The 13,799-nt window shown below is 38.9% G+C and carries 15 protein-coding genes; 8 read left to right on the forward strand and 7 right to left on the reverse strand.

The window, feature by feature from the left end; all coding sequences use genetic code 11:
- Positions 1-31: 31 nt before the first annotated feature.
- Positions 32-382 (reverse strand): hypothetical protein, encoded by a 351-nt coding sequence (locus tag ABWP91_RS00115; RefSeq protein ID WP_353241445.1) that lies wholly within the window; start codon positions 380-382, stop codon positions 32-34.
- A gap of 165 nt (positions 383-547) precedes the next feature.
- The gene (locus tag ABWP91_RS00120) at positions 548-772 is read right to left on the reverse strand and encodes a HEAT repeat domain-containing protein (RefSeq protein ID WP_353241446.1); all 225 of its coding nucleotides are present in this window, start codon (positions 770-772) and stop codon (positions 548-550) included.
- A gap of 279 nt (positions 773-1,051) precedes the next feature.
- Here ABWP91_RS00120 and ABWP91_RS00125 point away from each other — a divergent pair, with 279 nt between their 5' ends.
- Positions 1,052-1,423, forward strand: coding sequence for a hypothetical protein (locus ABWP91_RS00125; protein WP_353241447.1), 372 nt, complete (start codon positions 1,052-1,054; stop codon positions 1,421-1,423).
- Positions 1,424-1,484: 61 nt separating this feature from the next.
- Here ABWP91_RS00125 and ABWP91_RS00130 read toward each other — a convergent pair whose 3' ends face one another.
- Positions 1,485-1,856: a hypothetical protein gene (locus ABWP91_RS00130; RefSeq protein ID WP_353241448.1), complete on the reverse strand. Its 372-nt coding sequence runs from the start codon at positions 1,854-1,856 to the stop codon at positions 1,485-1,487.
- Positions 1,857-2,223: 367 nt separating this feature from the next.
- Complete coding sequence (locus ABWP91_RS00135) at positions 2,224-2,475, reverse strand: penicillin-binding protein (protein WP_353241449.1); 252 nt, start codon at positions 2,473-2,475, stop codon at positions 2,224-2,226.
- A gap of 595 nt (positions 2,476-3,070) precedes the next feature.
- On the opposite strand from ABWP91_RS00135, the gene ABWP91_RS00140 reads away from it, so the two are divergent.
- Together ABWP91_RS00140 and yddG are read left to right on the forward strand one after the other, a co-directional pair.
- Complete coding sequence (locus ABWP91_RS00140) at positions 3,071-4,531, forward strand: alanine/glycine:cation symporter family protein (protein ID WP_353241450.1); 1,461 nt, start codon at positions 3,071-3,073, stop codon at positions 4,529-4,531.
- Between the two features lie 166 nt (positions 4,532-4,697).
- Positions 4,698-5,594 carry an aromatic amino acid DMT transporter YddG gene (yddG, locus tag ABWP91_RS00145; protein WP_353241451.1) on the forward strand — a complete coding sequence of 299 codons (897 nt, stop codon included), beginning with the start codon at positions 4,698-4,700 and terminating at the stop codon, positions 5,592-5,594.
- Positions 5,595-5,644: 50 nt separating this feature from the next.
- On the opposite strand, the gene yidA is transcribed toward yddG, so the two are convergent.
- Together yidA and ABWP91_RS00155 are read right to left on the reverse strand one after the other, a co-directional pair.
- Complete coding sequence (gene yidA / locus ABWP91_RS00150; RefSeq protein ID WP_353241452.1) at positions 5,645-6,457, reverse strand: sugar-phosphatase; 813 nt, start codon at positions 6,455-6,457, stop codon at positions 5,645-5,647.
- Between the two features lie 228 nt (positions 6,458-6,685).
- The gene (locus ABWP91_RS00155) at positions 6,686-7,069 is read right to left on the reverse strand and encodes a helix-turn-helix domain-containing protein (RefSeq protein WP_353241453.1); all 384 of its coding nucleotides are present in this window, start codon (positions 7,067-7,069) and stop codon (positions 6,686-6,688) included.
- Positions 7,070-7,415: 346 nt separating this feature from the next.
- Here ABWP91_RS00155 and mgrB point away from each other — a divergent pair, with 346 nt between their 5' ends.
- Positions 7,416-7,550 (forward strand): PhoP/PhoQ regulatory lipoprotein MgrB, encoded by a 135-nt coding sequence (mgrB, locus tag ABWP91_RS00160; RefSeq protein WP_490731485.1) that lies wholly within the window; start codon positions 7,416-7,418, stop codon positions 7,548-7,550.
- 231 nt (positions 7,551-7,781) lie between these two features.
- Positions 7,782-9,155 (forward strand): amino acid permease, encoded by a 1,374-nt coding sequence (locus ABWP91_RS00165; RefSeq protein ID WP_353241455.1) that lies wholly within the window; start codon positions 7,782-7,784, stop codon positions 9,153-9,155.
- Between the two features lie 65 nt (positions 9,156-9,220).
- On the opposite strand, the gene pagP is transcribed toward ABWP91_RS00165, so the two are convergent.
- A complete protein-coding gene (gene pagP / locus ABWP91_RS00170; RefSeq protein WP_353241456.1) occupies positions 9,221-9,796 on the reverse strand; it encodes a lipid IV(A) palmitoyltransferase PagP in 576 nt (191 codons plus the stop codon).
- A 594-nt stretch (positions 9,797-10,390) separates the two neighbouring features.
- Here pagP and ABWP91_RS00175 point away from each other — a divergent pair.
- The 3 genes from ABWP91_RS00175 to thiD all read left to right on the forward strand — a co-directional run bounded on the left by ABWP91_RS00175 (position 10,391) and on the right by thiD (position 13,766).
- The gene (locus tag ABWP91_RS00175) at positions 10,391-11,947 is read left to right on the forward strand and encodes a YjjI family glycine radical enzyme (protein ID WP_353241457.1); all 1,557 of its coding nucleotides are present in this window, start codon (positions 10,391-10,393) and stop codon (positions 11,945-11,947) included.
- Positions 11,919-12,785 (forward strand): YjjW family glycine radical enzyme activase, encoded by an 867-nt coding sequence (locus ABWP91_RS00180; RefSeq protein ID WP_353241458.1) that lies wholly within the window; start codon positions 11,919-11,921, stop codon positions 12,783-12,785. Before ABWP91_RS00175 ends, ABWP91_RS00180 begins: the two co-directional genes overlap by 29 nt.
- A 183-nt stretch (positions 12,786-12,968) precedes the next feature.
- A complete protein-coding gene (gene thiD / locus ABWP91_RS00185; RefSeq protein WP_353241459.1) occupies positions 12,969-13,766 on the forward strand; it encodes a bifunctional hydroxymethylpyrimidine kinase/phosphomethylpyrimidine kinase in 798 nt (265 codons plus the stop codon).
- The last annotated feature ends 33 nt before the right edge of the window (positions 13,767-13,799 follow it).

The raw sequence follows: 13,799 nt of genomic DNA on the forward strand, positions 1-13,799 counted from the left end.
CAGGGTAGCATTCACTACCCTGGGTTTTCAATTACTGAGCTTGTACTGGTGTATTGGCTGTGATTTCAACTACAGCAACTTTAACCATATACTGTTTGCCGTTTTCACCTTTAGGAACATCTGCAACTATTTTTTTTAGTGCTTCTTCAGGTTGACTGGTTTGTATTGATGTTGAATATTGCATCATTCCGTGATGGCGTTTATTGTAGTTATTATTACGATAGTTATCACAAGGGCGATTGTTATATTGTTGCTGATTTTGGTACCCGCCGCGATGCCAAGAGTCGTTACCATTTCCGTAGCCATCGCCATGATAGGCAAATGTTGAGAAACTTGCTGCCAGTAAACTTGCCGAAATAATTAATGGTTTAAGAATATTCATATTTCATCTCCTTTGGAATATTTATTAATTATTATATTGGCAGCTAAATTAATTAATTCAATTGAATTTACTTATCTCAATAGATAAATCATATTTGATACAATATTCATTCATTATTTCTTCACAATGGAAATAAGTTGTTAAAATAATAAATTTATCGTTAATCTACTGATTGTCTGTAAAAAATTTAGCAAGTTTGCTGAGTGAAGTGATTGATGCAACTGCAATATCTTTATTGTAATCATCACAAAGGTTTAATAATCTGTCGATAGCATGTTGTTGTTCAATAGAACATTTATAGTCACCTAATGCATTAATAGCTGCAATTTTAACATCATTATTTGTACCATAAGTTAATTCAACTAAATTTTTAACGATTTTTTCTTTCATAAATTAATAGACAGTCAAAATATAGGAATACACTAAGTATAAAACTAGAAAGAAAAACTTAAAATGTTTTTTTTATCAATGATTAACAAAATGATATAAAAACAACTAATATTAATAAAAATAAATAATGATAATTAAAAAATAATGTTAGCGACTAAATGATAACGTTGGAATGAAAAAGTAATAAAGTGGTGATATTAAAGGCTCATTTTGTTCACCGTGATGGCTATTATGTCTTTATAATACATTAAGTAAACACATAGTATGAAGGATAACCGTTTGAAACGTATAAAAACAAAGCTCTTGATCGTTTTATTGTTGGCTCTGGGTGTTTTTTCCTACCATTTTTATACCACTATTGGCGATTCAGATGTTGAAAATATCGCTAAGCAGCTGGTAGAAAAGAAATTAAACCAAGCAGGTGCTATCACATTTAAGGACGTCAGAATTACGTTAAAGAGTGAATATAAAGAAGGGGATAGCTACCGAGTATGTGGTCTATATCAAATTGCTTCCCACAATGAAATGCTGCCATTTGTTGCTAATGTGAGTGTGCAAGAGGGGAAAATTTCGACGCATAGTCAATTGTTAGTTAGCGAGACTCCAGAGTTGCAATTTTCAATAGAAAATTTATGTGCCAAAGCACCCTAATATGAAAAAGAGCGCAATAGCATGTTGCGCTCTTTTATTCGGTTGGCAAAATTTACTTGGATTACGACTTATTCAGAAGTAATTCTGTTTGAATCTTACACGCTGAAATTGAATCATTTAGTGATTTAGTAAATTCTGAGTCGTTCTTAAATTGTGATTTATTACTGCGAATGGCATCAATAGCGGACGTAAGATTTTGACGAAGATCCGTCTCTACAGTCTCTAGCTTTTTCAAATCGACATTTTCACTTTTCAATTTTGCGATAGCTTCAAGGGTTAGGTCACTACTACTCTTGTTAGTGCTGTATGCTTCACTTAGCGCTTGGCCAGTTATTTCACAATAATCTTTGGCGGTTTCACTAATATTTAATGGGGCATTGGCTGCCATGGCTAAAGCTGGTGACAGGCAAAGAGCCAGTAATAAACGCTTCATAGTCATACCTCTGTTTGCACTCAATGAATAGTTACTCTAAATAATATCTAGAAACTACTATAGCAGATTAGGACTAAAACGGGGAAGTTGGGTTGTATTTCGCATCATTTCATAAAAAAGAGCCAGTATAAATACTGGCCGCTATAAATTAGCAAAAGCAATGTAAATGAAAATTACGTTATATACTTTATAATATAACGATGAGGGGTAAAGGGGTTTTAGCGAAGAGAGTAAAAATATCATGTTAAGTATGATCTGGATCAGGATTTAAAACAGAGGTAGGAAAGCTAAAGAGGGAGGATGATATAAAAATATTGATAGCTGACTGCAACTTTAACGATGCAGCCAGTCATGAGATGCGTACAGATTACTGATTTTTCAGCCAGTGGCCATGTTTTAAAACATCCTCAACAAGCTCGTGTAAAACGATATGAGCTTCATTGTCATTATGGAAGCCTTTTGTTGTGAAAGTTGTTGGGCCGCTATCATGTGTAATCAACAGGTTGCTGCTTGGGTACACTTCTAAAACTCGCGCTTTTAATTCAGCGCAGAAAGTATCATAAGTTTTGGCTGGGAGCTGTTCAATTGAATCATCGGATACTTTGATATTAATTTCCATGTGTAAGCCTCTTGTCAATAAAGCAAATTTGCGCTCAGTGTATTGTTATCAGAAAGCATAAGCAATATTTATTTTTAGGCTATCATAATTTGATGATTTAATGTTGTAATTATTATTATAAGAATGAACTTGTTCTATTTTTAATAAAATTAGAAATAGACTAATGTTCGAGTTTTGAATTTATTTTTAAACCGTTATTTATAATATTTTTATTTTTGTTTTATGCAATGAATTAAGATTAACCATTAATTTAAATGGTTAGTGGTTTAAAAAAGCAGCTAAAAATCAAACGATTGATTTTTTAAGTGCGAGTTAATTCAAATTTCATTTAATTTGTTGATTTTGTTGTTTATTTTTGGTTCTTCTGATATTTGTTTAAATTGTTTTTTTGTATTTTTAGAGGTTAGTGATTAGTGATGGAAAAAATGAATTTACATTAAAGATAAAAAAATATAATTTCAGAGTTCGATAGGCTGTACATTAATTGTGTATTTATTTGTTTTTTTAGTCTTTATATTAAAATGTTTGGCTGATATGGAGCAAGATTAATGACTAACTATTTACGTTAGTTGATTTAATAAAAAAGGAGAGTAATTTGATAGAATTTATAAACTCATTAACGAATATTATTTGGGGTTCGCTGCTTATTTATTTATTACTTGGTGCAGGGTTATATTTCACAATTCGTTCAGGTTTTATTCAAATCCGGCATTTTGGCCATATGTTTAGTATCTTAAAAAATAGCAACCAATCCGATAGTGCAGGAATTTCTTCATTTCAGGCGTTATGTACTAGCCTAGCAGCGCGTGTTGGGACAGGAAACTTAACAGGTGTTGCTATTGCATTAACTGCTGGTGGGCCGGGTGCAATATTTTGGATGTGGGTAGTCGCGTTACTTGGAATGGCAACGTCATTTGTCGAATGTACATTGGCACAGCTATATAAAACAAAAGATGATCAAGGGAATTACCGAGGTGGGCCTTCATATTATATGCAAAAAGGCTTGAATCAACGTTGGATGGGTGTGCTTTTTTCTATTTTTCTCATTATCGCATTTGGGTTAGTGTTTAACGCTGTTCAAGCTAATTCAATTGCCCAAGCGACTGCAGTTGCTTTTGACTTCAATCCACTTTATGTCGGTATTGGCTTAGTTTTTCTAAGCGGTGTCATTATTTTTGGTGGATTAAAATCAATAGCAAAAGTGGCTGAACTTGTTGTACCTATTATGGCGCTTGCCTATCTGCTTTTAGCTTTCTGGATAGTTGGTCACCATATCGAACGCTTACCCGATGTGTTTACGATGATTATTCGTAATGCATTTGGGCTACAAGAAGCAGCGGGGGGCGCTGTGGGTTATGGTGTTGCTCAGGCGATGACTCAAGGCATTCAGCGTGGTTTGTTCTCTAATGAAGCAGGCATGGGGTCTGCGCCGAATGCAGCGGCTTCTGCGTCTCCTTATCCGCCGCATCCAGCATCCCAAGGGTATGTCCAAATGCTTGGAGTCTTTATGGATACGATTGTTATCTGTAGTGCGACAGCCATTATTATTTTATCGTCTGGGGTATTAGATAGTGGGGTGGATAAAATTAATGGCATCGAATTAACGCAATTAGCGTTGTCATCGGCGGTAGGTAGTTGGGGAAGTACATTTATTGCAATTGCGATATTTTTCTTTGCTTTTACATCAATAATCGCAAACTATGCTTACGCTGAAAGTAACATGATCTTTTTAGAAAATAACCATACTGCAGGGCTATTTATTTTTCGTTTAGCGGCACTGGGTATGGTGATGTTTGGTGCTTTGGCTGAAATGCCATTTATTTGGAAGCTAGCTGATTTATCTATGGGGTTAATGGCCGTGACAAACCTAATTGCGATTCTTTTATTATCAGGGATTGCATTTAAATTAGCCAAAGATTACAACCAACAATTAGCCGCGGGAAAAATTCCCACATTCGATATTAACCAACATCCCGAATTGAAAAAACAATTTGAAGAAGGAATTTGGGAAAAAGAGCAAGTAGAAAAATGGGTTGAAAAAGAAAGCTCGCGTTAATCAAAAAAATATTTAATCATAAAATTCTTAGGTTAATGCCTAGGAATTTTTTTATGTTGTAAAGAAAAGTACTTGCATTCCAATGTGTTGAGCTATAAGGTTTTTTAAAAGAATAATAGTTTTGTTTATTAGGTGTATTTTTGGAAATTAACTGGCAGAGAAAATAATGAAACTAGGTCAATACGCTGCGACACTGTATGGGGTTATTTCTATCCTTCTGTGGAGCACCATGGTTGGGCTGATCCGTAGTGTCAGTGAAAACTTCGGCCCTGTAGGTGGTGCTGCATTAGTGTATACCATTGGTTCGATTGTTTTAGTTTTAGCAATGGGCCTTCCAAAGATAAAACAATACCCTAAACGTTATTTATTTTGGGGGACATTGCTGTTCGTCAGCTATGAAATATGTTTTGTTCTCGCGCTCGGTTTAGCCAATAACCGCCAGCAAGCGATTGAGCTTGGAATGGTGAATTATTTATGGCCAAGTTTTACTATCGCTTTAGCTGTATTTTTTAATCGTCAGCGTTTTACCTTATTACTTGCTATAGGGTTAATTCTTGCATTTATGGGGCTTGTCTGGGTTATTTCCGGCGATCAGCCACTTTCCACTGATTCTATTTTAGCCAATATCCAAAGTAATCCACTTTGTTATTTTCTCGCCTTTATCGGCGCGATTTTTTGGTCATTTTATAGCAATGTAACGAAACGCATCTCAGGTGGGCACAATGGAATGGTGCTCTTTTTTATTATGACGGCAATGGGACTATGGGTTCTCTATTTATTTAGCGCGCCAAGTGAATTTAATATCACGCCAAATAGTCTGACGTTATTACTTATCGCTGCTATTGCGACGGGGGGCGCGAATGCCTTGTGGACGTTTGCTGTCATCAAAGGCAATGTCGCTTTTTTGGGAACGCTATCATATTTCACTCCCGTTATTTCAACGGCATTCGCTTCCGTTTTATTAAGCACAGCATTAACGTTGGGCTTCTGGCAAGGCGTCTTGATGGTTACTATTGGTTCAATTATCTGTTTTCTTGCAACGAGACAAAAACAGATTAGATAGCGTGTGAAAACAGCTCACGTACATGGGCTGTTTTCTGGTTGACTGACGAATTACACATTAACAAATTTATTAATGGCGATAGCGACACCATCTTCTTCATTCGTATTGGTGACAAATTTCGCCATCTTACGTATAGACTCAGCAGCATTGCCCATCGCAACACAAACACTGGCATATTGCAGCATTTGAATATCATTATTTTGATCGCCGATGCTCATGACTTTATCTGGGGTCAGACCCAATTTCTCACAGATTATCTGAAGTGCAGCACCTTTATTGGCAGCTTTATTGGATACTTCAAGAAAATAAGGGCTGGTTCTTGTCAGTGCATAATTTTCGAAGACATTTTCAGGAATATAACTGATACCCATTTCCAAGGTTTCTGGGTGGTCAATCATCATAAATTTTGTGAATGCAAGGGAGTTGTCCATTTCATTGACAGGGCAGTATACCAGCGGCGTATTGGTAAGATAAGCATCCATCACGGTGTAGTGACTAATATGGCGGTTAGTTGTGAACATTGTATTGTCAGCAAGGGCATGCATGTGAATACCCACATTTCGGCTTAATTCTTCAAAATATTGAAAGTCATCAAAGTCTAATGGTGTTTCCACCAAATGACTACCATCACTCGCTTGGTGGATTACGCTGCCATTATTGCTAATGCAATAATTATTAGCGGTATCAAGGCCTAACTCTTTAAGGTAAGGAGCAATCCCTGAAAAAGGGCGTCCTGATGCGAGTACGACATAAACCCCTTTTTGACTGGCTTGTATGACGGCATCTTTAACTGCGGGGGATATTTGATGTTGGGGATTGAGTAATGTGCCATCTAAATCAATAGCAACCAGTTTGATAGACATCCACTGCCTCCTGAAATTAATACATTACCACAGTACCTTACTCTAATTATTCGGAATGTAAATTATCTAAGTGGGTATAAATTAAGGAATGGAGGATAAAAAAACGGTTTTGAACAGCGCGTCATTTCAACGACTGTTCAAAAGTATTAAACGGAATGATGGGTTGAAATGACAATGTGTTAGAACATTAATTAAAAAATTTAAGGTATTAATGTGATTAACACATATTCACTCATACTCTCTGGTTAAGTGCAGCGGTTCTTTGACATCAAGTTGGATTTGGTCATTTTGCCTAAAATCAAATGGCGTAATGCCATACTCCTTACGGAACATATAGGTAAAGTGAGATTGAGAACCAAAACCAAAATCGAGGGCAATATCGAAGATAGATTGGCTACTATTGCGTAATAAATTAACGGCTCCAGCTAAACGGCGCTGGCGGATATATTTTCCCAAGGAAATCCCAGTAACTTCTTTGAATATTTTTTGCATATGCCAAAGTGAGTAGCCAGAGTAGGCTGCGAGCTCTTCCAGATGTATGACTCGACCCAGATGTTCTTCTATCCATTTACTCAACGCATAGACAAGTGCTAAGTGGTTATCTTGTGGCATCTCAAATAATTTCTTGTTTTACGGTAGCTGAAGTATACACAACTTCATTTCCCCATGACAAAGGCTGGTTGTGCGATATTCACCAATTTTTGAATAAAAAAAGCACAAACAGAATAAGTTAACGAAGGATAGCGCTTAAAATAAGCTCAATTATTGTAAAGATGAGCCAATTGCTTATTTTCCTCAAATTTCACGTAAAGGATTGGCGTACTATTCACTATTCGAAAATTTACCTGCAATGCAATTAAAATGCACGGTCATAAAATGACAGGGCATAAGTATTGTAATCATTTGAAAAATAAAAATCATCTTTGTTATTTTGAAGGAATGCCAGGTGTTAGGTCGTATCATTGTTATCACAATTAGCGTTTTACTTGTTTGCCTGTTTCTGTACTTGCTTGCTATGGATAGTGTTTGCGATCAGGGAGGTGATAACTTTATTTTTGGAATTTGCCGTGTAACCGACTTGTTACCATTTTGAATTTGCTTTTTAATGCACAATCCTTGATATTGAAGCGCGATAATAATTATTCAGTATCAGTGCGTAATACACGAATAAATAAAGGCAACAAATCAAAAATGCCTTTACGCCTTGTAAATGTAAAAACAGCATCATAAGAATGTGGTTTTAATAAGAAAATTCAAATAAACTTGTCCGATTATTATAATTTTGGACGATAAAAAGCAAGTAATAGGACGAAAGGGTAAAGTTATGGCGCAAGAGCAGCAAATGCTAAAGCGGGGATTGAAAAATAGGCATATCCAGTTGATTGCATTGGGGGGCGCTGTTGGTACAGGTTTGTTCCTCGGGATTGCAACAACGATACAAATGGCTGGGCCATCTGTACTTTTAGGTTATGCATTGTGTGGCGTTATCGCCTTTCTGATTATGCGCCAATTGGGCGAGATGATTGTACAAGAACCTGTTGCGGGCTCTTTTAGTCATTTTGCTTTTAAATATTGGGGTGGTTTTGCGGGCTTTTTATCTGGTTGGAATTACTGGTTTATGTTTATCCTTGTTGGCATGACGGAGTTAACTGCCGCAGGAAAATACATGCAGCATTGGTGGCCTGAGCTACCAATTTGGGTATCCGCAGTGATATTTTTTATCGCCGTGAATGCAGTCAACTTGATTAATGTTCGTTCTTACGGTGAAACTGAATTCTGGTTTGCATTAATTAAAGTGGTTGCAGTTGTCGGTATGATTATCTTTGGTTGTTACCTCCTGCTAAGCGGTCATGGTGGCCCACAGGCTAAAGTCAGCAACTTATGGGAATATGGTGGTTTCTTTGCGAAGGACTTCCATGGCCTCCTGATGGCACTGGCTATTATCATGTTCTCGTTTGGTGGTTTAGAGCTGGTGGGTATTACAGCAGCTGAAGCAGAAGATCCTGAGAAAAGCATTCCAAAAGCCATCAACCAAGTTGTTTACCGTATTTTAATTTTCTATATCGGTTCACTTGCCGTCCTCTTGGCGCTTTATCCGTGGGTTGACCTCGATGGTAAAACAAGCCCATTTGTCTTGATTTTCCATGAGTTAGGCGATTTACTTGTGGCGAATACCTTAAACTTTGTGATTTTGGTTGCGGCGCTTTCTGTCTATAACAGTGGCGCTTATGCAACAAGCCGCATGTTATTTGGTTTGGCTCAACAAAATAATGCCCCAAGATTCTTAGCCAAAGTGAATAAAGGCGGTGTTCCTGTTATGGCATTGTTGGTTTCGGGTATTGCAACGTCAGGCGGAATACTAATTAGCTTTGTGATGGAAGGAAAGGCATTCGAATTATTAATGTCTTTAGTCGTCACTACGTTGGTATTGAACTGGATTATGATTTGCGTCTCAAACTTGAAATTCAGAGCGGCAATGAATAAACAAGGCATAGCAACCAAGTTTAAGAGTATCTGGTATCCATTTGGTAACTACCTGTGCTTAGCATTCCTGCTATTAATCCTAGGGATTATTTTAACAATGGATGGGTTACGCGTTTCGGTTCTGATGATCCCTGTGTGGATTGGTGTGCTGTGGATTGGCTATCAATTCTCTGGTGCGAAGAAGCAAGATGTCGCGAAACGCCAACAAAGCTAAAATTAAACGTTAAAAAAATGGCCAGTAGATAAACAATCTCTGGCCTTTTTTGTATTACAAGATTCTTACCACTGCCAACGTAACCATGCAAACAACACGTTTCCGTTATTGTAGGTTCCAGGAATATACGTTGCTTGAAGTGAAAGCTTATCATATTCGACCGAAACTAAAGGAAGCGGTGCAGGGATTGGAATGTAATACATATCCTTACGTGCGGTGACACTTAATGTGAACCCCGCTCCCATTCGAAAACCGTCAAGGTCTCCGGGGATCCACATTTTTTGGTAGGCGTAGCCACCAATAGGTTCCCAGTCATTATGTGAATCTTTAAAGGCCATGGCATAAATCGCGTGCCAGTCATTATCTTCATCATAACGGTATTTACCAAAACCAATCCCCCAAGGGCGTTCATTGTATTCATCCGTTTTCTTTTTGTCGTACATTGCACGGTTGTGCCATGTGACAGCTGGAACATACAATTCATACTGGTCAGAATCCCAAGTGGAACTCACATTCCCTTTGAAAGTATCCCAAAGATTGGTTGATTGGTCTTGTGCAAGTGCAGGTGTTGACATGCTAAGGGAAGCACCCAGTAGTATTGAGGTACCGATGACCCATTGTCTCTTTTTATAAACTCTCATTGAAGATCCAGTTCTTTATCGCTGATATAAATGATAATTAGCTCGCTAATGATTATCAGATTAGCATTTTTATAATAATTATGAGCTGAATTATTTTAATTAAGATACGCCAAAGATGACAGTGTTTATTCGATTGTTAAGAAGAATAATTAAATAAGACTGTCGTAGCAGGAGTAATACAGGTAAAAAATGTTCAAAATACAATCATTGATAAAGAGTATTTTAGCCTAGTTTCACATCATTTTGATGTATAACTTTCCTAAAAAGAGTTAGTGAGGTGATTTAAGGCTATTTTTGCAAGGCTAAGATTGGTTTTTATGGATGAATTACATCAATAATCCATAAGAAAAAGTGATTTTTAACACATTTTTTGTGTTGCCAATGAATTGTAATTTCAAATAATTTTAAGGTGTTACGTAATTATTAGTAATAATATTGACCGAGTAGACATTTATGAGAAAAATCCTGCAAACAATGCAGGAAAGTATGACAGACATCAAATAACGAGGGCGCGCAATGGGATGAAATGAGCTTATAGACGGCGTATTGACCGCCAAAGGTGCGCTACAGCACCCAGAAAACAAGGAACCTCCTATGATGAAGCGCCAAGAACCTTTAACCGATTATCAAGCCAAATGTTTGGCCATCGCCACGGATAAATTATTATCACCTAGACAAAAAGCTAACTTTTTAGCCATTGAGGCAGAAAGCCATATCCCTTATCTGGCAATGAGTGAGCCTTTAGCAGAGGCGCTAAATAAGCGCGTTATTTGTGACATGTATGAAGGGAACGCGCCATATAAGCCACGTTATGTTTTACCTGATTACGCGAAGTTTCTTAAACAGGGGTCAAGCTACTTAGAGTTAGCGCCAGCGGAAGATTTTGACGATGCGCTCAATCATTTGATGATTATCTACAATCATGTCCCTTCCGTCACAGGTTTCCCCGTTTTCCTTGGGTATCTCGATAAAATATTAATGCCTTATGTGGGCGAATTTACGGAAGAACAGCTTTATCCGAAGTTAAAACGTTTCTGGGTGATGTTAGACCGTACTTTACCTGATGCGTTTATGCACGCCAACATTGGGCCTGATGATAATATCATTTGTCGTCTGATCCTACGTATTGATGCAGAGTTAAAGCAAGTTGCACCAAATCTAACGTTTGTTTATCACCCGCAAAGAACCCCCGAGTCACTTTTCTTACAAGCTATTGAAAATATATGCGAATGCAGTAAACCGCATATTGCCAATGACCTTGTGCACAGTGCTGCATTCGATGAGCAAGGCTATGGAATTGTCAGTTGCTATAACTCTTTGCCCGTTGCAGGTGGTGGCAGCACATTGGTGCGTATCAATCTACGTGAAGTGGCTTTACGCAGCCAAAACTCTGATGACTTCCTACAAAATCAGCTGAAAAAATATTGTGATTTACAAATGGAACTCATCGAAACGCGCAGTGCGTTTTTATTTGAAGAGTCTAACTTCTTTCAAACCAGCTTCCTTGTGCATGAAGGGTTGATTGAGCCACAGCGTTTTGCACCGATGTTTGGTATTTTTGGTTTAGCAGAAGCTGTCAATCTGTTAATGGAAAAAGATGGGCTGAAAGGCCACTATGAACCCAATTCCCCAGCCTTGCCGTTATCTTATCAAATCAGTGAACAACTGGCGGATTATGTTGAAGCAACCCCAGTTAAATATGGTTATAAACAGCGGGCAATGCTACATGCCCAGTCAGGGATTAGTTCAGATATTGGCACCACACCAGGGGCGCGTCTGCCTTATGGGGAAGAGCCAGACCCCGTTTCACATATTCAAGCCGTTGCACCACATCATAAACACTACCTATCTGGGATCAGCGACATTTTAACCATCGATGAAACCATTAAACAAAACCCTCAAGCGCTTTTGCAACTGTGTAAAGGGGCATTTAGCTGTGGGATGCGTGAATTTACCGCAAACGTGGCCAGCAATGATTTAGTGCGTGTCACGGGGTATATGGTGCGTTTGTCGGACATTGAAAAATTCAAAGCCGAGGGGTCGAGAAGTAATACCACGTGGTTAGGGGAAGAAGCGACAAAAAATTGCAAAATTACGGCACGGCAACAACGAGTGATTAGCCATGAACAATCGATGCGCTACGCTGAATAAAATCATTCCCTTTTCGTGTGTGGATGGGCCGGGAAACCGGCAAGTGATTTTCTTGCAAGGCTGTAATTTGCGTTGCCTAAATTGCCATAACCCATACACCATGGCATTGTGTGATGACTGTGGGGACTGTGTTGCTACCTGTCCCCACGGGGGGCTATCTATGGTGAATGGCAAAGTCATTTGGGACAATGTCGCTTGCCAGCTTTGTGATACGTGCTTGCAAACCTGTACAAAAAATTCAAGCCCAATGACAACGCCACTGAGTGTGAGTGAGGCCATTGGCAGTTTGAATAAGAATGTGATGTTTTTAAATGGTGTGACGGTAAGCGGTGGGGAAGCAACAACTCAGCTTCCTTTTATTGTCGATTTATTTAAAGCCATTAAAGCATCACCCACACTGAATCATTTAACCTGTTTTATTGATAGCAACGGGCACCTTGCAAAAGCAGGGTGGGCGCGGGTGATAGACTACACCGATGGGGTGATGATTGATTTAAAAGCTTGGAGCGATGAATGTGCGTTACGGTTAACGGGGAAAGATAACCAGCGAGTTTTTGAAACTATCCAATTATTAGCAAATGCAGGGAAATTATACGAATTGCGCTTATTGTATATTCCGCAGCAAAGTGACTATCAAGATCATATTGATGCACTGGCGGGATTGCTCAACGCATTACCATCAGCGACGCGAATCAAAATCAATGCATTTCAACAGCACGGTGTGAAAAATGAAGCGGCAAATTGGCCAGCCGCCACTCAAATTGACGTAGAGGCATTTGCGGCTCAGTTGCGTGAGCGTGGTGTTGATAATATTCATTTACCCAATGTGTATTTATAAGACAAGTTAACCCTTTCAATAGAAAATGACGGTTTTAATTCACTAAGTCATTAAAATTCATTCAGTAACCGCTGGTATTTGTTAAATGTTATGAGACAATCGAAGCGGTTTTGTTGTTTGGCTTAAAGTCTATTTTAAACCAATGATATTGACGTGTTTTTTAATCAAGAAGGGGAGCGATTCATGCGTATCAACGCGTTAACCATTGCTGGAACAGACCCATCAGGTGGGGCAGGTGTCCAAGCGGACTTAAAAACTTTCTCTGCGCTTGGGGCTTACGGAACCAGCGTGATGACAGCCTTGGTGGCGCAGAATACCCGTGGTGTACAATCTGTTCAGGATTTGCCTGCTCATTTCGTGGCAGCGCAACTGGACTCGGTTCTCAGTGATGTGCGTATCGACACCGCAAAAATTGGTATGTTATTTAACCAAGCCAATGTCGAGATTGTGGCGAATGCATTGAAACAATACCCGATCCCATTTGTGGTCTTAGATACCGTGATGGTTGCAAAAAGTGGCGATCCTTTATTGTTACCTGATGCGGTTGATGCATTGCGTCAGCAATTATTGCCGTTAGTCTCATTAATCACTCCAAATTTACCGGAAGCGGCGGCATTATTAGATGAAAAAATGGCGCAAACAGAAGGCGAAATGCTGGCACAAGGCTACAAACTCCTTGAAAGGGGCTGCCATGCAGTTTTGATGAAAGGGGGGCACTTAACAGATGCACAAAGCCCTGACTGGCTCATTACCCCACAAGGGGAATGGCGCTTTACCTCTGTGCGCATTAATACGAAAAACACACACGGTACGGGGTGTACGTTGTCTGCGGCGTTAGCGGCATTACGCCCACGCCATCTTGACTGGCAATCGACTGTGAGTGAGGCAAAAGCCTATTTACAAGCTGCATTAGAACAAGCGGACAGTTTGGAGGTGGGGCAAGGAATTGGGCCTGTCCATCACTTTCATGCATGGTGGTAACCAAAACGAACATCAGGGCGCCGAACAAGGTGC

The organism is Providencia sp. (assembly GCF_040396775.1).
Lineage (GTDB): Bacteria > Pseudomonadota > Gammaproteobacteria > Enterobacterales > Enterobacteriaceae > Providencia.

Bases quoted from the DNA above. Each gene is read 5' to 3' on its own strand.
- ABWP91_RS00120 (WP_353241446.1), bottom strand. From the start codon at position 772: ATGAAAGAAAAAATCGTTAAAAATTTAGTTGAATTAACTTATGGTACA.
- yidA (WP_353241452.1), bottom strand. From the start codon at position 6,457: ATGTCTATCAAACTGGTTGCTATTGATTTAGATGGCACATTACTCAAT.
- yddG (WP_353241451.1), top strand. From the start codon at position 4,698: ATGAAACTAGGTCAATACGCTGCGACACTGTATGGGGTTATTTCTATC.
- pagP (WP_353241456.1), bottom strand. From the start codon at position 9,796: ATGAGAGTTTATAAAAAGAGACAATGGGTCATCGGTACCTCAATACTA.
- ABWP91_RS00165 (WP_353241455.1), top strand. From the start codon at position 7,782: ATGGCGCAAGAGCAGCAAATGCTAAAGCGGGGATTGAAAAATAGGCAT.
- ABWP91_RS00130 (WP_353241448.1), bottom strand. From the start codon at position 1,856: ATGAAGCGTTTATTACTGGCTCTTTGCCTGTCACCAGCTTTAGCCATG.
- thiD (WP_353241459.1), top strand. From the start codon at position 12,969: ATGCGTATCAACGCGTTAACCATTGCTGGAACAGACCCATCAGGTGGG.
- ABWP91_RS00115 (WP_353241445.1), bottom strand. From the start codon at position 382: ATGAATATTCTTAAACCATTAATTATTTCGGCAAGTTTACTGGCAGCA.
- ABWP91_RS00175 (WP_353241457.1), top strand. From the start codon at position 10,391: ATGATGAAGCGCCAAGAACCTTTAACCGATTATCAAGCCAAATGTTTG.
- ABWP91_RS00155 (WP_353241453.1), bottom strand. From the start codon at position 7,069: ATGCCACAAGATAACCACTTAGCACTTGTCTATGCGTTGAGTAAATGG.
- ABWP91_RS00135 (WP_353241449.1), bottom strand. From the start codon at position 2,475: ATGGAAATTAATATCAAAGTATCCGATGATTCAATTGAACAGCTCCCA.
- ABWP91_RS00180 (WP_353241458.1), top strand. From the start codon at position 11,919: ATGAACAATCGATGCGCTACGCTGAATAAAATCATTCCCTTTTCGTGT.